Origin of the sequence: Streptomyces sp. CC53 (assembly GCF_001865245.1) — a bacterium.
Classification (GTDB): Bacteria; Actinomycetota; Actinomycetes; order Streptomycetales; family Streptomycetaceae; genus Streptomyces.
In genome coordinates, this window is sequence record NZ_MKXB01000144.1 from 119,783 (window position 1) to 137,982 (window position 18,200).

19 protein-coding genes, 1 pseudogene and 1 CRISPR repeat array are annotated in these 18,200 nt (G+C 69.0%); of the genes and pseudogenes, 3 read left to right on the plus strand and 17 right to left on the minus strand.

The annotated features are described in order from the left end of the window. Positions 1-115: 115 nt before the first annotated feature. The 7 genes and pseudogenes from ung to BJP40_RS35550 all read right to left on the minus strand — a co-directional run. Positions 116-799: a uracil-DNA glycosylase gene (ung, locus tag BJP40_RS14780; protein ID WP_071280751.1), complete on the minus strand. Its 684-nt coding sequence runs from the start codon at positions 797-799 to the stop codon at positions 116-118. Between the two features lie 80 nt (positions 800-879). Next, entirely contained in the window at positions 880-2,460 is a 1,581-nt protein-coding gene (locus tag BJP40_RS14785) for an ABC transporter substrate-binding protein (RefSeq protein WP_071280799.1), read from the minus strand. Positions 2,461-2,580: 120 nt separating this feature from the next. Next, positions 2,581-3,348, minus strand: a complete 768-nt coding sequence (locus tag BJP40_RS14790) for an SDR family oxidoreductase (RefSeq protein ID WP_071280752.1) — start codon at positions 3,346-3,348, stop codon at positions 2,581-2,583. A 51-nt stretch (positions 3,349-3,399) separates the two neighbouring features. Further along, on the minus strand, positions 3,400-4,161 hold the full coding sequence (gene fabG / locus BJP40_RS14795) for a 3-oxoacyl-ACP reductase FabG (RefSeq protein WP_071280753.1): 762 nt from the start codon (positions 4,159-4,161) through the stop codon (positions 3,400-3,402). 169 nt (positions 4,162-4,330) lie between these two features. Further along, positions 4,331-4,714: a DUF3037 domain-containing protein gene (locus BJP40_RS14800; protein ID WP_071280754.1), complete on the minus strand. Its 384-nt coding sequence runs from the start codon at positions 4,712-4,714 to the stop codon at positions 4,331-4,333. After that, a complete protein-coding gene (locus tag BJP40_RS14805) occupies positions 4,711-5,562 on the minus strand; it encodes a HipA family kinase (protein WP_319020128.1) in 852 nt (283 codons plus the stop codon). The genes BJP40_RS14800 and BJP40_RS14805 overlap by 4 nt, the downstream gene beginning before the upstream one ends. Positions 5,563-5,638: 76 nt before the next feature. Beyond that, positions 5,639-5,849, minus strand: a pseudogene (locus tag BJP40_RS35550) (site-specific integrase); the annotation flags it as partial. A 208-nt stretch (positions 5,850-6,057) separates the two neighbouring features. Here BJP40_RS35550 and BJP40_RS35555 point away from each other — a divergent pair. Beyond that, positions 6,058-6,183, plus strand: a complete 126-nt coding sequence (locus tag BJP40_RS35555) for a hypothetical protein (protein ID WP_256220738.1) — start codon at positions 6,058-6,060, stop codon at positions 6,181-6,183. Positions 6,184-6,284: 101 nt separating this feature from the next. On the opposite strand, the gene cas2e is transcribed toward BJP40_RS35555, so the two are convergent. From cas2e to BJP40_RS14845, 8 genes are all read right to left on the minus strand, one after another. Then, entirely contained in the window at positions 6,285-6,584 is a 300-nt protein-coding gene (gene cas2e, locus BJP40_RS14810) for a type I-E CRISPR-associated endoribonuclease Cas2e (RefSeq protein ID WP_071280756.1), read from the minus strand. After that, entirely contained in the window at positions 6,572-7,606 is a 1,035-nt protein-coding gene (cas1e, locus tag BJP40_RS14815; protein ID WP_071280757.1) for a type I-E CRISPR-associated endonuclease Cas1e, read from the minus strand. Before cas1e ends, cas2e begins: the two co-directional genes overlap by 13 nt. Positions 7,607-7,617: 11 nt before the next feature. After that, the gene (cas6e, locus tag BJP40_RS14820; protein ID WP_079171179.1) at positions 7,618-8,382 is read right to left on the minus strand and encodes a type I-E CRISPR-associated protein Cas6/Cse3/CasE; all 765 of its coding nucleotides are present in this window, start codon (positions 8,380-8,382) and stop codon (positions 7,618-7,620) included. After that, entirely contained in the window at positions 8,379-9,233 is an 855-nt protein-coding gene (gene cas5e / locus BJP40_RS14825; protein WP_071280758.1) for a type I-E CRISPR-associated protein Cas5/CasD, read from the minus strand. The genes cas6e and cas5e overlap by 4 nt, the downstream gene beginning before the upstream one ends. Then, a complete protein-coding gene (gene cas7e / locus BJP40_RS14830; RefSeq protein WP_071280759.1) occupies positions 9,230-10,363 on the minus strand; it encodes a type I-E CRISPR-associated protein Cas7/Cse4/CasC in 1,134 nt (377 codons plus the stop codon). The genes cas5e and cas7e overlap by 4 nt, the downstream gene beginning before the upstream one ends. A gap of 88 nt (positions 10,364-10,451) precedes the next feature. Next, complete coding sequence (casB, locus tag BJP40_RS14835) at positions 10,452-11,219, minus strand: type I-E CRISPR-associated protein Cse2/CasB (protein WP_071280760.1); 768 nt, start codon at positions 11,217-11,219, stop codon at positions 10,452-10,454. A gap of 151 nt (positions 11,220-11,370) precedes the next feature. Beyond that, the gene (casA, locus tag BJP40_RS14840; RefSeq protein WP_256220739.1) at positions 11,371-12,960 is read right to left on the minus strand and encodes a type I-E CRISPR-associated protein Cse1/CasA; all 1,590 of its coding nucleotides are present in this window, start codon (positions 12,958-12,960) and stop codon (positions 11,371-11,373) included. 312 nt (positions 12,961-13,272) lie between these two features. Next, complete coding sequence (locus tag BJP40_RS14845; RefSeq protein ID WP_071280761.1) at positions 13,273-16,215, minus strand: CRISPR-associated endonuclease Cas3''; 2,943 nt, start codon at positions 16,213-16,215, stop codon at positions 13,273-13,275. 271 nt (positions 16,216-16,486) lie between these two features. Continuing rightward, a CRISPR array of direct repeats spans positions 16,487-16,881; the repeat unit is 29 nt; unit sequence GTGGTCCCCGCGCGAGCGGGGGTGTTCCG. Between the two features lie 252 nt (positions 16,882-17,133). Between BJP40_RS14845 and BJP40_RS14850 the strand changes: the two genes are divergently transcribed. Next, the gene (locus tag BJP40_RS14850) at positions 17,134-17,361 is read left to right on the plus strand and encodes a helix-turn-helix transcriptional regulator (RefSeq protein WP_071280762.1); all 228 of its coding nucleotides are present in this window, start codon (positions 17,134-17,136) and stop codon (positions 17,359-17,361) included. 32 nt (positions 17,362-17,393) lie between these two features. On the opposite strand, the gene BJP40_RS14855 is transcribed toward BJP40_RS14850, so the two are convergent. Continuing rightward, positions 17,394-17,714 carry a hypothetical protein gene (locus BJP40_RS14855; RefSeq protein WP_071280763.1) on the minus strand — a complete coding sequence of 107 codons (321 nt, stop codon included), beginning with the start codon at positions 17,712-17,714 and terminating at the stop codon, positions 17,394-17,396. Between the two features lie 31 nt (positions 17,715-17,745). Further along, positions 17,746-17,925, minus strand: coding sequence for a hypothetical protein (locus tag BJP40_RS14860; RefSeq protein WP_071280764.1), 180 nt, complete (start codon positions 17,923-17,925; stop codon positions 17,746-17,748). A 95-nt stretch (positions 17,926-18,020) separates the two neighbouring features. Here BJP40_RS14860 and BJP40_RS34905 point away from each other — a divergent pair. Next, on the plus strand, positions 18,021-18,200 hold a 180-nt coding region (locus BJP40_RS34905; protein ID WP_193097180.1), incomplete at its 3' end, for a hypothetical protein.

Below are 18,200 nucleotides of genomic sequence, written 5' to 3' on the forward strand. Positions count from 1 at the left end.
CAGGCCCCGCCCTCTTCTCACGTCGCCCCGTCTGTGCGGTTCTTCTCGTGGTCGCGTCCGGGCACACCGTCTCCCCCGTGGAGGCGGCACCGCGGCCTTGGGGGGCGGGATGCAGTCAGCCCAGGTCGGGGATGCGCCAGTCGATCGGCTCATGCCCCTGCTCGGCGATGGCCTTGTTGATCTGGGTGAAGGGGCGGGAGCCGAAGAACTTCTTCGCGGACAGCGGCGAAGGGTGGGCGCCCTTGACCACGATGTGCCGGGTCTCGTCGATGAGCCGCAGCTTCTTCTGCGCGTAGTTGCCCCACAGGACGAACACGGCCGGGTCCGGCCGGGAGGCGACGGCGCTGATGACGGCGTCGGTGAAGGTCTCCCAGCCCTTGCCCTTGTGGGAGTTCGCCTCGCCTGCCCGGACGGTGAGCACGGCGTTGAGGAGGAGGACGCCCTGCTCGGCCCACGGCATGAGGTAGCCGTTGTCCGGGATCGGGTGCCCGAGCTCCTCCTGCATCTCCTTGTAGATGTTCCGCAGTGACGGCGGGGTCTTGACGCCCGGCCGCACGGAGAAGCACAGGCCGTGCCCCTGGCCCTCCCCGTGATACGGGTCCTGGCCCAGGACGAGGACCTTGACCTTGTCGTACGGGGTGGCTTCCAGCGCGGCGAACACCTCGTCGTGCGGCGGATAGACCGGCCCGTTGGCCCGCTCCTCGGCGACGAACTCGGTGAGCCGCTCGAAGTACGGCTTGTGCAGCTCGTCGCCGAGGACGCCGCGCCAGGACTCGGGCAGCGAAGCGGTGTCGGTCACGTCAACAACCTCCGGTGTGGGATCGCTTGTGCACCTCAGAACCTACCTGCGGCCACTGACAGCGACTCCCGCACCGTCTCCTACCAGCTGGTCCTGCGGTGCAGCTCCCAGACCTGCATGACGGTCTGCGGGTCGAGGGCGCGCTCGGCACCGCCGATCTCCTGGCTGGTCGCGACGTACTGCTTGCCCTGCCACAGCGGCAGCAGCCGCACGTCCTTGACGAGGATCTCCTGCGCCTTCTCGAACTGAGTGGTCACCGCACCGCGGTCGGACTTGCGGCGCGACTCGGGCAGCAGCTGCTCGGTGATCTCGGGCGACTCGTACGGGTCGGCGTGCACGTTCTCCTTGCCGACGAACGGGGCGACGAAGTTGTCCGGGTCCGGGAAGTCGGGGAACCAGCCGCGGCCGAAGACCTGGTAGGCGCCCTTCTGGTAGGCCGGCTGGAACTCCTTCCAGGGCTTGCCCTCCAAGGTCACCTCGAAGAGCCCGCTGGCCTCCAGCTGCCGCTTGATCTCCGCGAACTCGGCCGCGGTGGAGGAACCGTACCGGTCCGTGGTGTAGCCGAAGGTCAGCTTGACCGGCTTGGTGATGTCGGCCTCGGCCAGCAGCTCGCGCGCCTTCTCCACGTCGGGGTCCCCGTACTGGTCGAAGAACTTCGTCGTGTGGCCGACGATGCCCTTCGGGACCATCGAGTACAGCGGCTCGGCGGTGCCCTGGTAGACCTTGGCGACCAGTGCCTCGCGGTCGATGAGCTGGGCGATCGCCCGGCGGACGGCCACCTTGCCGGTCATCTCGTCGTCCCCGTCGAAGACGAGGTACTGGATGGCGGCGCCGGTGGTCTCGACGAGCTGGAGCCCCTCGTTCTCGGGCTTCTTCTCCCTGAGGTCGACGATCTCCTCGGCCGTGAGGCCGCGGTAGGTGATGTCGATCTCCTTCTTCTTCAGCGCGGCGACCATGGCTTCGGACTCGCTGAAGTAGCGGATGGTGACGCCGGTGTTCTTGCGGTCGGCGAAGCCCTTGTAGGTGGGGTTCTTGACCAGCACGGCCTCGACGTCCGGGGTGTACTTCTCCAGGTTGTACGGGCCGGATCCGACGACCTTGCCGTCCTCGCGGAGCCGGTCCGCCGGGTACGAGGCGGGTTCGACGATCGACATGGCGGGCGTGGCCCGCACGAACGGGAAGGTGGCGTCGGACTTCTTCAGCCGGAAGGTCACGATCCGGTCGCCGGTCGTCTCGACGCTGTCGAGGGAGCCGAGCAGTCCGTTCGGGCCGCCCTCCGCGTTGATCGCGCGGATCCGGTCGATCGAGTGCTTCACGGCCCGGGCGTCGAGCTTGCTGCCCGTCGAGAACTGCAGGCCGTCGCGGAGCTCGCATTCGTAGATCTTGCTCGCGGTGTCCTTGAACCTGCAGTCCGCGGCGTCCGGCTGCGGCACCGTGCTTCCCGTGGGGAAACTCATCAACGTCTGGAAGACGTTCCGGTACAGCTCCCAGGAGCTGTCCCAGGCGGCAGCGGGGTCGAGCGTGGTCGGAGAACTGGTCGTTCCCACGACGATCTTCTGCTCCACGTCGGCTTTCTCATCGCCGAAGAGACCGCATCCCGCCAGCAGGGATATGGACGCAAGGGCTGCAGCAGATGCCTGCAGGCTGGTCCGGTTGAACACGTGCACACGCTCCTCGTTCAGCCATGGTCGGCCGACCATACCGCAGCGCCCCACCAGGTCAATGCGAGGGACCGGTGGGGCACTTGAGTGCAAATCTCGGCCAATCAGGCGTAATCCACCTCAGCCGACTCCGGCATTGAGGAAAATTCCCCCTTCGATCGCCAGGGTTTGCCCGGTGATCCAGTCCGATTGGCCGGATGTAAGGAATGCGGCGGCCCCTCCGATATCGGCAGGCACCCCGAGCCTCCCCAGCGGATACGCGGCGGCGGCCTCTGCTTCGCGGCCTTCGTACAGCGCCTGCGCGAATTTCGTTTTCACGACACCCGGGGCAATGGCGTTCACTCGGACAATCGGCGCGAATTCGTGTGCGAGCTGCTGCGTCAGATTGATCATCGCGGCCTTGCTCATGCCGTACGCGCCGACGAAGGGCGAGGCCGAGAGGCCGGCGATGGACGCGATGTTCACGATCGCGCCGCCGTGCTCCTGCTGCCACGCCTTCCAAGTCCGCTGGGCGAAGCCCAGCGCCGAGATGACGTTGGTCTCGTAGACCTTGCGCGCCACGTCCAGGTCGAGGTCCGCCATCGGCCCGAAGACCGGGTTCGTCCCGGCGTTGTTGATCAGGTAGTCGACCCGGCCGAAGGCCTCCAAGGTGCGCTCGACGGCGGCCGCCTGGTGGGCCGTGTCGTGCGCCTTGCCCGCCACGTACACCACCCGGTCGGGGCCGAGCCGCTCCACGGCCTCCTTGAGGGCGTCCTCGCCCCGCCCGGTGATGCACACCCGGTCGCCACGCGCGACGAGCGCCTCGGCGATCCCGTACCCGATGCCACGGCTCGCGCCCGTGACGAGGGCGACCCGCCCGGTCGGCTCGGGACGTTCCCCTGCGGTCATGTCCGTACCCCTCTTCCCTGTCGTCTCTTCCCTGTCGTCCGCTGCGCCCGCTCAGTCGAGCGGGCCGCCCGCGACGTACAGCACCTGCCCGGAGACGAAGCCCGCGTCCTCACCGGTGAAGAACGCGATGGCGTGGGCGACGTCCTCCGGGCGGCCGACCCGCTGGACGGGGATCTGGGTGGCGGCCGCGGCCTGGAAGTCCTCGAAGCCCATGCCGACGCGTGCGGCGGTCTGGGCGGTCATGTCGGTCGCGATGAACCCGGGTGCGACGGCGTTGGCGGTGATGCCGAACTTGCCGAGCTCCTTGGCGAGGGTCTTCGTGAAGCCCTGGAGGCCGGCCTTCACGGCGGAGTAGTTGGCCTGGCCGCGATTGCCGAGCGCGGAGGACGAGGAGAGGCACACGATGCGGCCGAAGCCCGCGTCGACCATGTGCCTCTGGCACGCCTTGGACATCAGGAACGCGCCCTTGAGGTGCACGTTCATCACGGTGTCCCAGTCGGACTCGGACATCTTGAACAGCAGGTTGTCCCGCAGGACGCCCGCGTTGTTGACGAGGACGGTCGGGGCGCCGAGCTCGGCGGCCACCCTGGCGACCGCAGCCTCCACCTGGGCGCTGTCGGAGACGTCGCAGCCGACGGCGAGGGCCGTGCCGCCGGCCGCCGTGACGGCGTCGACGGTGTCCTTGCACGCGGCTTCGTCCAGGTCGAGCACGGCGACGGCACGGCCCTCGGCCGCGAGCCGTACGGCGGTGGCGGCGCCGATGCCGCGCGCGGCCCCGGTCACCACGGCGACGCGCTGCTGGGTGGTGGACATGCTGGTTCTCCTCGCCCTTGAGTCCCTCTGCCGCTCGTGACGCCCCCGCAGGAGGTGATGAGCGACCGCTTAGTACCTTCAGCAGGACGAGACGCTAGAAGCCCTGGCACCCGGTGTCAACGGCCCGTGCCCCGGGTGCCGGGCCTCACGTGCGAAGGCGGCGGGGAGGTCAGCGGACCAGGACGTCCAGGAGCCGTTCGACCTCGGCCTCCGGGTCGACCGTCAGCCCCGTGTGGACCGGCCCCGGCTGAACCACTGTGGAGCGCGGCGCGACCAGCCAGCGGAACCGCCGCCCCGCGTCGTCGCGCGCCGCCTGCCCGGCGTCCTCACCTCCGCGGCACACCCCCTCAACGGCGTGCAGGGCGGCGCGCACGCCGGCCAGGTCGGCGCCCGGGTCCAGTGCGGCGAGCTTCCGCTCGTCGAGGTGGGTGCGCGCGGCGACGAACGACCGGGCCCGGCAGTAGACCACCACACCGGCGTTGAAGCACTCCCCGCGGTCGACGCGCGGCACCACGCGCAGCAGCGCGTATTCGAAGACGTCCCGCTCGCTCACTGGCCGCTGTCCTTCGTGCTGTGGGTGGGGTGGGGCCAGGGTGCCAGGTGGTCGGTGAGCCAGCCCGGCGCCTGGGACGGCCGGCGGGCGGACCGCTCGCCGACGGTGACGCGCTCGTGGATGGTCGCCGCACGCGAGAGGAGCGCCTCCACGTACGCGCGGCGGACGGCGTCGGCGGAGGCGAAGCCGGGTTCGCCGGCCAGCCACTCGTCGGGGACGTCGGCGGCGACCTCCGTGAGGAGTTCCTCGGTGACCCGGGGGGCGAGTTCGCTCGCCGCGGCGTCGACGTCCGGGCCGAACCCGGCCAGCACGTGGTCGGAGGCGTCGTACGGCTTGGCGGCGGACGCCTGCGCACCGGGCCAGTTGTGGTGCCAGATCATGGTGGCACCGTGGTCGATCAGCCAGGGCTCACCGTGCCAGACCAGCATGTTGGGGTTGCGCCAGGACCGGTCCACGTTGTTGATGAGGGCGTCGAACCAGACGACGCGACCGGCCTCCACGGGGTCCATCGCGTAGGCGAGCGGGTCGAAGCCGATCGACCCCGGCAGGTAGTCCATGCCGAGGTTCAGCCCGCCGCTCGCCTTCAGGAGCTCCTGCACCTCCTGGTCCGGCTCACCCAGGCCGATCACGGGATCGAGCTGAATGGCGACCAACTCCGGCACCCGCAGCCCGAGTCGGCGGCCCAGCTGCCCGCAGATCACCTCGGCCACGAGCGTCTTGCGGCCCTGCCCGGCCCCGGTGAACTTCATGACGTACGTGCCGAGGTCGTCGGCCTCGACGATCCCGGGGAGCGAGCCGCCCTCACGCAGGGGCGTGACATAGCGGGTCGCTACAACCTCTTCCAACACTTTCCCAGGCCACCCATCTCTTCAACCTTGCAATCCACGGAAGCCCTGTCCGGGGCGCAGAGGCCGGGAACACGCGTCAACAGCGCTGGGGAGAATCTGGGGAGTTTCGGCTAGCAAGCTGATCCCCCGCGCTCCCCAAGCAGACCGTCGATGGTGCCGCGCCCCTTACTGCCGGCCTCCGGCATGAAGTGAGCATAGTAACCGAGAGTGATCGCAGGCGAGGAGTGTCCGAGCCACCGAGCCAGGGTCACGACGGACTCTCCGGCTTCCAACATGATCGAGGCATATTATAGAAGCCCCCACCCTGCATGGTCATTTCCCCGAGAGAGTGCAGTTCGATTCCGAATAATCGGATCTTCGCCGGATATCTGCGGTGGAGTCTTCCCGCACGAGTCGTCCGGCTCCCGCGCCGCCGCCGACGGGGGTCACGCCTACGACTGGGGCAAGGACCAGCGCATTCCCGTTTCCGCATGGCCCCGCTCGATCGTCTGCGCGATGGAACCTGGCCGCAGCTCGTGGACCGCACCTCTGGACGCACGGCACCTGGCCGAGTCCGCCGCAACCGTCCCTGTCCGGCAGTTGGGTGAGCTGGCCGAACGGCTGATCGCCGCGGGTCAGTGACAGAGCGAGGACCCAAGCGGTCCGTCATCGCGGATGCGGGATACGACGCGCCCCGCCTGGCTCACCTCCCGCATGACCTGCCGGTGTATGCGGTTGCCGGCTCACGGCATGGACGGTTCTGGGCGGATCGCGATGAGGGTGAGGCCGTCGAAGTCCACCGGAGCACGACGGCGTTCGCCGGCAGTGAGCAGGGTGTAGCCCTGTTCGGTGGCGTCTGGGTAGGCAAGAACGGCCGCGCCAGGGCCGACGGAGCCGCTGACCGCGCGCCAGAGTTCGTCGCGTACACGGGCGGAGAGTGTGCCGATGTAGAGCCCGGGGGCGGGCTCGGTCATCCAGCGGGTGAGGGCACCTCGTACATGCTCGGGGACGGCCGTGGTGGAAAGCACGGTCATGGATGGCATGGCTCTCCGTCCGTCCCTGTTTCGTCGGGGTCGTGCTCGCCGGCCGTTCCCGCGTAGTTCACCCCTGCCGGTACGGAGCCGGCCTCGGGGTCCCAGAGGTTGACCAGTTCAACAGCATGGCCGTCGGGGAGGGGGATGGTGTCGTCCGGTGACAGGAGTGACTGGATGTCGTTGACGATGCGTGGCAGAAGCTTGTAGAGGCGGAGTCCTTCGCGGAAGCTGCGCCGGGCCGTGGCCTCGGGGTGGGGAGCGTCGTGGAGCGAGAACGCGAGGGGGATGGTGAGTTCTGCTTTGTACAGGTCGGCGATGTCGTAGACGAGGGCGTGCTGTTTGCCCTGGTGGACGAAGCCGAGGGCGGGTGAGCAGCCGAGGGCGACGATGGCTGCGTGGACGATTCCGTACAGGCAGGTGTTGGCGGAGGAGAGGGCGAGGTTGACGGGGTCCTGCTTGTCCCAGGCGGCGGGGTCGTAGGCACGGCGGAAGCGTCCGATGCGGTGTTGCTGGGTGAGGAGTTTGTAAAGGGCTTTGACGCGTTGGCCTTCGAGTCCGCGCAGAGTGTTGAGGGGTGTGGTCGGCGGGACGGCGATGTTGAAGCGTTTGTGGTACATGCGCTGGGCGACGGCGAGCCGTCGTTCCGGGTCGCTCCAGTGGTGGACCTGTGCTTCGAGCCAGCGGGTGGTGAGGGCGTCGGATGTGGTGGCGGAGTAGCAGCGGACACCGCCGGAGCCGCTGCATACGACGGTGGTGCCGTGGCGGGCGAGGGTGGCCAGTGCGGGTTGGGTGATGGAGGTTCCGGGGCCGAGGAGGATGCAGCTGAGGGCGGCGGTGGGGAGGTAGACGCGGGTGAGGTGGCCGTCTTCGGTGGTTGTCTCGGCGCTCACGCCGGTGTCGTCCTGGACGATGCGGACGATGTCGGCGTACAGGAACGACAGGGAGTCGGCGATCCGGGGCAGCATCGCAAGCGTGGGTGCGGCGATACGTCGGCGGGCCGCGGTGTCGCGGCTGGAGGCGGAAGTGGCCATAGTCGTGGTGTTCAGGGGTTGAGGTGGGCAGGGGCGAGGCTGAGCAGTCCGCATCCGTAGGACTTGGCTCGGCCGATGCCGTGGAGGAGGGCGTGCCGCAGGGCTTCGGCGTTGTGGATGGTGGCGGTGCCGTCGAAGCGGGTGCCCTTGTGGTGAACGGCGACCTTGGTGTCGCGGGTGGCCCGGGCGGAGCTGTGCCGTGCACTCAGGGTCTCGGGGCTGTCGGCCTGGATGGTGTGGAGGGTAAGGCCGGCCTGGTGTGCTCGGGTGGCCCACCACTGTTCGGCATCGGGTCCGTACAGTGCGATGGCCTGCTTCCAGCGGCCTTCAGTGCTGTTGGGGCCGCAGCGTTTGATGGCGTTGCCGAGCAGCCGGTAGCGGACCGTGAGGCCGGGCCGGAGGGCGGTGAGGAGGGGGGAGATGTCCCGGGTCCGGACTTGCGCGTAGCCGGCGGGAAGACGGAGGGGGTCCGGAGCGGTGTGGGTCTGAACGAGAAGGATCGGTGCGCCGGCTCCGTCGTGGTCGAGGCGGAAGAGGAGCCCACTGCGGGCGCGGGGGCTGTCTCCCAGGCCGCCAGGGGCCAGGGTCATGACCCGTCGGTGCAGGGCGGCGGCGTCCCTGAGGTCGTGCTGCACCGCCTTGCTGGCGAGGTTGAGGCGCAGACGTGTCAGCCATGCCGTAGCGGTCCCGGGGGCTGCTGCCTGGGATTCGGTTGAGGGGCCGGCTGCTGTGCTGGTCCTGCTGTCGGAGATACCGGCAGACGTGCTGGTGGTCATTGGGGATTGTCCTGGGGTGTGGTGGGCGGTTGGAGGTAGGCGAGGAGAGCGTCGAGGTAGTCGGGGCCGTAGCCTCCGCACAGGTCGGCGGGGAGAGTGCGGGTGGTGCTGTAGGACGGGCGTGTGCGGTAGACGCGGTCGTGGGAGGCGAGACGGACGGGATCGTCGTTGAGCAAGGTGACTGCGTCCCTGGAAGAAGGGGGGACTGCAACGGTGTTGGCGCCGGTCGTGCCGTGGAAGGGGGTGTCCGACGTGAACCGCACCTGGACGGTGTTGCTGGAGGTACGGGGCCGGGCAAGCGGAAGGGCCGTATACAGGTCGCCGACAGGGTCGTCCCGTCGGGCGGCGAGGAGGAACACGGCGCTGGGCGGGCAGGACCGGCGTCCTAGGTAGAGGGGCCAGTGTGGCGCGGTGAGAGCGGCCGCGCACCGTTCGGTCAGTTCGTCGGAGTCAGGGGCGTGGGGGGCTGTGACGGCGATGGTGAAGACGGCGTCGGACAGGTAGTGCCGGTGGGAGACGATGGTGCCCTGGCCGGCACCGCGTCTGCCGCCCTTGGCGGTGGGCACCGTGCGGTGGGCGGGCAAGCCACCGCCGACGGTGTGGAAGTCCCGCAGCCGGGTGCCGGGGCGGTCGTGCCGGACGGTGAATCGCAGGTGGCCGAGACTGCTGAAAAGAGTCGGTGGGCCGTCCATGGAGATGAGAGCTTCGCTGCGGGGGATGCCCAGAGCGGAGGCGATCATGCCGATCAGGCCGGAGCGGGTGGGGTGGGCAACGCTGTCGCGGTCGTTGAATGCGCTGTGTTCGCCCCAGGACTGCAGCGGCCCGCCGACCTGAAGGAGGAAGCCGGTCACGCCTGTGCGCTCCCGGTGTCGGCGAAGGTCGCGGCAAGCGCGCCGGTGACAAGCTCCGGGTAGGAGGGGAGGCGGGCGCCCAGTGCCTGGCAGGGGGAGTCGTCCACCCCGGCGTACGCGCTGTGGGTAAGACCCGCGTCGCCCAGGAGGAGGCGGGCCTTGGCAGCGTAGTCGTTCAGGGCATCGCGGGAGGGCTCCGCCCAGCCTCGGTCAGTAGCCCGTACGGGCTTCTCGAAGGCTGCAGCCAGGGAGACAGGCCGGTCAGAGCGGACCGCGATGTGGACGAGGTCAGGGATGCTGTGCGGGGCGGTGGAGTTCTTCTTCGCCCCGGGCATGCTCTGGATGAACTCGGTGAGGAATGCCCCGGCCAGTTCCCGGGCGGTCGCCAGGTCCCCGGTGTTGCGGATCAAGTCCTGCAGGTCGACGGTGGCGTAGCGGTAGAAGACGCCGGAGCTGTACTCCCCGGTGTTCATGTGGGCGCTGCCGGCATCCGGAGCCCACTGGTCGATGTCGTCCACCGCGGTGAAGAAGTCCGCCTGGACTGAGGTGGCGTGCGTGGTGAAGGCGTGGGCCACCTGTACGGCGCCGTCGACGCCGGCGCCGGGGATCTCGGCGAGCATCCTGCCGAAGAGGGCGATGGATCCGTTGCGGGAGCGGAGGATCTCGTGGATCGCGTCTTTCGGGAGCTGGGGTTTGGCTGCGGCCTTGGTGCCGAGGGCTTTTTCCAGAGCGGCGCGGTGTTTCTCCGCAATGTCGGCAAGCAGGCCGGCCGCCTCGTCGGGCAGGAACAGCAAAGACGCGGTGGTGGCGTTGTCGTCCAAGTCGAGTTTCGACTCAGTGGACTTGACGACTTGCATGCCGGCGAGTTCCGCCAGTTCCTCGGGCCAGCCCCGCTCCTCTGTGAGGATTTTGGCGACCTGGAGGGGAATGCGACGGGTGCGGCGTGCCTTCTGCCCAATCCGGGCTTCGACCGCGTGGCGGGTGGGTCGCTTCCATGCCTGACTGGAGACCCGGGTGCGCGTGGTACCGCCGTAGGTCACGGTCTTGGGCGAGCCGAGGTCGTCGCGGTTGACGTTGCTGAACGGCAGCGTCTGCAGGATGTGTACGTCGATGTAGCGGGGTGTCGTCATGTCTCGGTTCCTGTTTTCTGGCTCTCGTTCTGGGAGGCCATTTTCGATGGAGCGGGTGCTCGAAGGACTGAAGGGTTGAAAGGGGGGTTCAGGCGGGGCGTTCCGCACGGCGCAGCGTGCGGTAGTAGTCCTCCAGCCAGCGCAGGGCCACGTCGTCGCGCCGGTGAGGCCAGCGCACGAGGTCGTACAGGAGACGTCCGTAGTCCACGGCGAGACCGGCGGATCCGAGCTGCCGCACGAGTGGGGGCAGCATGCGGTGGACGCCATCGATGTCCTGGCGCACGAGCAGATGGAGCCTCTGTTCCACGCCGCTGATCTTGTCCTGCTGGAGGGACGGGACAGTCGCCGTACTATCCGCTACGGCGGCCGGGCGGTCGCGGCGGGCCGTAAGACCGGCGAGGCTCTCTCCGAAGCTGCTCCCCCACACGCTCTTTCGCTGACCGACCCTGGCCTGGGGCTCGTCTGCTGCGGCGAAGGTATCGCTGTCGTCCGGGTTGCGGTCGTCCGTCTCCGGCCGGGCCGCGGCATCCTGACGTGCGGCAGCGTCCGCTCGTCGTTCGGCGCGCGGCCGAAAGGCGATCAGGGCGGCAACGGCGTAGTACGCACGCTTGTTCACGCTGCTGGTGCGCTCGGGGATGAGTCCGTGGCGCAGCAGAGCCGCGTGGGTGCGGCTGGGCATCTCGTCCATGGTCCGGCCGAGCCCCATACGCAGGGCCTGCTGTGTCCCAGGGTTGGCGCACATCTCGCGTACACGGTCCGTGAAGGCGTCGTAGAACGCGAGTTTGTCGTGGCGAGGCAAGGCAGGTGCGTCGCCGCCGGCGTGCGGGGCGTCGGATTCGCCGGTTGTCAGAGTCATCGGTCCTTCTAAACGTGGCGGGGAGGGGCAGGGAAGCGGCGAAGGCAGAGGGAGAACACGGGATGCGGCGTGAAACCGACCCCGCGGCGCCGTGGAAGCCTCTCCGGGCTCGGCGTGCGCTCAAGTGCTTCGACAACGCCGGCCAGCGGGGTCAGGGCCGGCGGGTTTCGAGCAGGCTGCGGACCAGACCGCGGGTGCTCTCCCGGGCCTTCGCGCCGCGCGGTTCGGATGCGATGGCGGCTGTCAGGTCGTCGAAGACCTCCAGGGCGATGCCGCCGAAAGCTGCCAGGGCATGGGAGAAGTCCTCGTTGTCAAGCAGCTCCCAGAACCGCTCCTCGGCCGCGGGCCAGTAGGCGGCCAGTGCTCGTTCGGACCACGGGCCACCGCCTCGTTCCTTCTTTGCCCTGCCTGGCGTCTTGTCATCGCCGAACGGCAGTGTGTAGGTCCGCCACGCGTCACGCAGAGCCTTTTCCAGCCTCCACGCGGCATGCTCGGCAGCTTGACGGCCTTCCTTGACGCCGAGGGCGAGCTCCACATCCGAACTCTCCCCCGAGGAAGCAAGCAGGGCGCACAACGGCGGCGTCACGGCAGTGAAGTGACTACGGTCCCGGGTCTGCCCGTCCTGGTCGAATCCGTGGGCAACCACCCGCAGATGGGTGAACACCTCCTCGGGCAGTTGCGTGCCTGTCAGGCCCCCGAAGATGAGCGGCCTGCGGTTCTTCCCTCCCCTCTCCTGCAGGACCAGCCCGTCCAGGTCCCGCCACAGCGCACGCTCCGCGTCCGCCCTGCGCGCATACAAGGTGCCGTCTTTGCTCTCGTCCCAGATCAAGTACGGGTCGGCCAACGGCGGCCTGTTGTTCCGCAGGGCCCAGGTGATGGTGGCATCCACCGCGTGCGTACCGTCTGCGGCCGGCCTGAGCAGAACGGCATGTTGGTGGCGGTTGGTCAGCATTTCCATCAGACCGGCCGACGGTTTCGGAGGCTCCAGCGCGGCCAGGGGCCATGCCGCTTCCCACGGACAGAGATCGGCGCGCTTCTGGTCTGCAAGGGGCCACTCGGCCGGTTGCGGGATGCCCAGCAGCAGGCTCTCGTAGAGGCTGCGGCCCAGCGGGTGGAAGGACAGCACGCGACGGAGCGGGCCGGCCATGGTGTTGCCGTATTTCTGCCCGTCGACTGTACGCGGGGTGCACTGCCCCGACGCCCCATAGTAGAGCTGTGCGAGGAGGTGCAGCACCGCCTCCTCGGAGGGGAGCGGCACAGGCACGTCGTCGCTGAAGTGGCCGAAGAAAACTTGGTTGTTGCCCGAAGGCCGTCCGAGGACCAGTTTGTTGATGCCCGACGTCGATGCGCACTGGTGGGCAAGGCGGGCGTCTTGGAGGAACGGCCGTTCCTCGTCGTAGAGCCGCAGCCCGTTCGCGCATCCGTCGAAGTACTCCTCCACGCGGGCCCGGTCGAAGCCGTCACCGGCCTCCAAGAGTGCGTACCGGGTGTCCAGCCAGCCCTCGGGGCCGTCCTCCATCCGGTCGAGTGCCGTCAGCCGGGCTGTAATCGCATACAGCACTCGCAGCAGTCCGGAGGCCGCTGGCGGCGACGCCACTGCCAGGTCGCTGAATTCGTGCGCGCGCAGGAACAGCTCCCTCAGTCCCACTCGCAGGGTGGTGCCCGCCTTCGTCGTCACGGGGACCCAGGACATCCGATCCAGCGGGTAGCGGCCGTCAAGCGCGACCGCGGTATCAGACATGGAACGTGGAACCTCGACTAGGAAGGGGCTATACCCGGGAGTAGGCACAGCAACCGGCAGGTCGTACCCTGAGAGAGCCCGCAATGACTGTGGGCTCTCTCCGCGACAGCGGAGGTGCACCGATGGACAACAGCGCTGGGCTGAGTCAGCCGTCGCCTTCCCCGCGCAGGCGGGGGCACAAGGGTGTTGACCCGGCTGGCTGCCGGGCCAACACCGTTTGACGCGGCCAACGTTGACGCCTTCACCGTAGCTCGGCCCACCGCTTGGCACCACCGAATCTCCAAGATGGAGAACAGCGAAGCTCGATCTGTCTCAATCCATCCGCTCAGTGATCAGACCCAGTACCCGGTCGTAGGTGATACGGACGTTGCCCACGACCGCTCCCTCCACCTGCCCGTCGCCGTTTACGCGGTGTGGCAGGAGCACCAGCCGGGCCAGCCGGGGCTCTTTGTTCCAGGGCTGCGGCGGCTGGTGGGCCGCCCCGCAAGCCGTTCGCCATGGTCCGTACGCCACAGGGGCCACGAGGGTGAGCAGGTCGCGGACCTCTCGCCGGGTGAAGCGCCCTTCAGGCCCGCTGCCGCAGACGGGCAGCGGCAGGGTGCATTCCTCATCCAGCCATCGGCCGCTGTCGTTCTCGTAGACGGGCAGCACCTGGACCGAGTCAATTCCCAGGCGGGTGCGGACCAGTTCCTCGTCGGCATCACTGGTGGTGAGCCGGTGAAGCGACGTGGCAGTGCGGGGCGGCGGGATGGCGACCATCTCGGCCAGGCCGGAACTCGCCATGTCCTGGGCGAGCCGTTCGAAGTCGTGCTCCATCAGCTTTTCGGGGGCACTCGAGGGGAACTCGGGTGCGTAAACGGCGTCGACGAGTCGCTGGACGTCTTCCGGCACCGCGATGGGTGCGCCTTCGAGTCCGGTGAGGAGTTCCAGGGTCCGCTGCAAGAGGGAGGGTGTATAGACCTCTCCCCACGACGGGGGCGGCACGGCCAGTGCGCTGCTGTCGCCCTTGCCGACGGGGGCGAGGACGACGAGCTGTGGCTTCTCGGCCCATGCGGGACGCGGCGGGGCGGGCTCCAGGTGGCGCCAGATGCGGCCTGCCCGTTGCAGGAGCATGGCAAGGGGCGCCAGATCGGAGACGACTATGTCGAAGTCGAGGTCCAGGGACTGCTCGATGACCTGTGTAGCCACGATCACCGCCCCGCGCGCACCCATCGGGCGCCGCACCCCCGGCTTGTCCGTGCGTCCGAACCACGATTCCGCCTCGGCCGTAAGGTCCGCCCGTCTGCCAGCAGGAAACCGTGCGTGGAGCAGGCGCAGGCGGGGACCTGCCTCAGCATCGCGCCGCGTCTGGTCGTCTGGCGCGGTCTCGTCCCACCCGCGGTAGTCGTCGCCGCACCCGGCGCGGTAGTGGGCGTGCAGCGCCTCATAGGTCTGCTGGGCCTCAGCGACCGTTGTGCAGATGACCGCGGCGCATCCACCACGGGCGACCGTGCTGTCCAGGGTCTGCAGCAGTACGGCCAGCCGCCCGTCCACGACGGCCGGATCATAGGTGTGCCGAACTCGGTGGACCTCGACGTGGAGATCACGCTTTTGCCCGCTGACCAGCGGTTCTGCAGGCTCGATCACACGGCCGCCGTCGGCCGGGGCGTAGATCCAGCCGGGATAGGCGGGAGCCGGCACATCGGGCAGACCGCTGGAGGGGGCGGCTCCGGACAGATAGGCGCGGACCATTCCCTGAGCGATATCCCCGGCCAGGGTCGCCGACAGCAGAACGACCGGCACTCGCAGGGCTCCCAGCCACTCCAGCAGACGCAGCATCAGGGCGTGGGTGTAGGCGTCGTACGCGTGTGCTTCATCGACGATTACCGTCTTGCCGGAGAGCCCGAAATGCCGCAACGCGTTCCGCTTGAGCGGGAGAACTCCCATCAGTGCCTGGTCGATCGTGCCGACCGCCACAGGGGCGAGAATGCCGCGTCCTCTCTCACGCAGCCAGCGCCCCGCTTCGACCGACACCCGGGCGCCTTCTCGAGTTCCCGACTCGCGGTCGAACAGGATCCGCGGTTCCGTCTCGTCCAGAACCGAGGAGGCCGGTGTCATATCGGTGTAGGGCACGTACAGGTCAGCGGCTCCATGGAGCAGAGTCAGCTGGGAGGAGTGAAGGAGGTTCGCCCGCGCGAAATCGGCCAGTCGCCCGTATGTCTGATTGGCCGTGGCCTGGGTGGGAAGGGCGAAGAAGATCCCCTCGGCACCGCCGGCCCTGCCCATCAAGGTAGCCGCGTAGAGCGCAGTCTCGGTCTTGCCCTCTCCGGTAGGAGCGGTGACGAGGAGAACTCCCGGCCCTGCCAACCTGGCCCCGGTCAGACCGGCCTCCACGCTTAGCTGCAGCGGACGTGGACGGTCGATGCCAGGGAACAGATCGTGGAACCCCCCGTCCCTGAATGCGACGCGTCCCACTCCAGCGTCTTCCAACAGGCCGGCGGCCAGACGTTCCATCCGTAGCGCATGCGCCTTGAGCCCTGCTGGGGTGTACAGTCCAGCACCTGCGCGTGCGGCCTGCTGCTGTCCGGACACCACATGTTCCTGGCTGGCGACCCAGTCAGAGACGATGATCATGCCGGCGAGCGCGACCGCCAACGGGACCGGAAGCGCGCGAGCCTGCGGAATCGGGGGGCGCCCCAGTACCTCGTAAAGGGCCTGCACGTGCTCCTCGCGCTGTTGCGCCCACCGACCTGCGCCGAGCTCCGGCACAGACTCCAACGGATCACGAAGGTGACCGGGCTCGTTGTCGTGCGGATAGCGGCCGTGGTGTCCGCCTAGTACTTGAGCAATCTGTGTCAGAAGAAGTCCGGCCGGGCGGCCGGCTCTTGGATACCCGAGAGCGATCAACAGCGACGGCAGAGCCGCGTGCGTAGCGTACTCATGCCGTACCCGGGACGTCTCACTGTCGCTCCCCCTGTCATGGGCGTACCCAGGCTCAGACAGGAAAGCCCTGTGCTGCGGCCGGTCTTTGAGCAGCATGTCCTGAAACTGAGGCATGATCTTCCCCAGGTCATGCAATCCAGCCCAGAACATCACTGTCTTCCGAGCATCCTCGATGCTCAACCCGAGCGCTACGGCAACACGTTCACGCTGGGTCGGGCTCATACACCGGTCCCAGACGGCCCCGCAGACCTGGGCGGTGTCAACCAGGTGTCCGATCACCGCATACGGCTCGGCCAGCCCCTCGGACTTGCCGCCTAACCGTGCATCGACCACAACGCTACCTCCACGAAGTTCCGTCGGCGGAAGTCCACCACACACCACTGACAGCAGCCCTCCCTCCTCAACTCCCGCAGTCAGGCTGACGCCCCCGGAGCCCTGCCCCCACCGACCGCTCTACGAGATCCGCCCGGCAAAAGACCCCAGGGGCACACCCCGACTTCCCGGCGCAAGTCCGTCACCCGTCTGCCAGGATGGACACATGCCTCACCAGATGCCCACCGGTAAAGAAGCTGCAAAGACCTCCTGAACGCCCAGCTCAGGAAGAGTGGTCCCCGCGCGAGCGGGGGTGTTCCGGACCGTGCCGTGCCCGCCCGCGAGGCGTCGTGGTGGTCCCCGCGCGAGCGGGGGTGTTCCGCGGGCGCCCACCTCCGCCAGCAGCCCCTCCAGGTGGTCCCCGCGCGAGCGGGGGTGTTCCTCCATCTGGGATGTGGATGTTGAGAATCGAAAAGTGGTCCCCGCGCGAGCGGGGGTGTTCCGCCGCGGAACGCCTGCTCGCGGGGCAGTCGATCGTGGTCCCCGCGCGAGCGGGGGTGTTCCGGCCGCGGACCGGCTCGCCGCCCGAATGCTGAAGTGGTCCCCGCGCGAGCGGGGGTGTTCCGACCGCCGCCCACCGCCTCACGAAGTGGGTGCCGTGGTCCCCGCGCGAGCGGGGGTGTTCCGGCCGCGCACTGACCTGGGCGCTGCACGGGTAGAGGGAGCGCCGCCCCCTCCCTGGGAGGGGAGGGGGCGGTTCAGCGTCGGTCCGCCGAGAGGGGGCCTATTCCGTCAGTGAACCGACGCGCTCATGGATCGGCCGCAGGAGGCGCGCAGCCCGATTCGTCTGATATTGATCCTGCGGCGGATGGCTGCCGATCGCAAATTTGCCTGCCCAGGCAAAGACACGTCACCCATGATCACCCCAGCGTGGGGTAGGTGCCATCCGCTCCTCCCTGGACCCTCGCGCGCCGCCAGGTCATCGGCCAGCGCATCCGCCGCGCGCGCCTCGACGCGAGCCTCACGCAGATGCGCCTCGCGGACCTCTGCGGCGTCGACCACCGAACGATCCACCGGATCGAGTACGGCGTCAGCGACCCGCGGCTGGGCCTCCTCCTCCAGATCTCCCAGGCCGTCGGCGTGCCCCTCGCGGATCTGGTGCGGTAAGGGCCCCGGCCGGGGCGGTTCGGGGGTGCCGGTTACACCGGGGGGCGGCCCGGTGTCGGCTGCGGGGGCGGGCTCGGCAGGGGCGGCCCCGGGTTCGGGGGCGTCTGCGGCGCGCCCGGGCTGCGGTGCTTGTCCGCGCGCGGCTCGCCGAGCTTGCGGTACGTCAGGCCGTAGATGCCCAGCGGCGGGAACAACTCGACCCGCGGCGGGCAGCCGCTGTCGGCGCAGGCCCGGCACAGCAGGTCACGGCCGTGTGAGGTCAGGCGGATGTGCTGGACCGGCTCGGTCCAGCACGCTTCGCACAGGGCGGTGTCGGTGGGGCGCAGGTCGCCCGGGTGGACAGTCTGGATCATGCGTCTGTGGACTCTCTGTTCGGTACGGGGGTCAGCGGCCGGTGGGGCCGGTCGGGTAGCTGGGCGGCCGCGGGGCGGCCGGGGCCCGGCAGGTGGGGTGTCGGTAGGCGTCCGGGCGGGCGCCCGACGCGGAGAACCCCGGGATCACCAGGGCCTCGCCCTCGATCAACTGGCCGCAGTGCACACACCAGCGGCGCACCGGATGGGTCACGGCTGGCCCCTTCCGTGGCAGAGGCAGGTGCAGCGGATCGAGAACAGAGGCCGCTCACCCGGCCGCGGCCGGTCGGTCGCGTACACGTCCTGCGGATGGCACTGCTAGTGCTCCCCGAGCTCGCACTCACCCGTCCGGCCCGCCCGCTCGGCAGCCTCCCGGACCTGCTCCAGCGTCCGCGGGGTCACCGGCTGCTCCTCTCGGTGTGGCAGCGCAGGCACACCCGCAGCGGGAAGCGGCGCGGCAACGGACGGGCGGTCGCGGCGGTCAGCTCG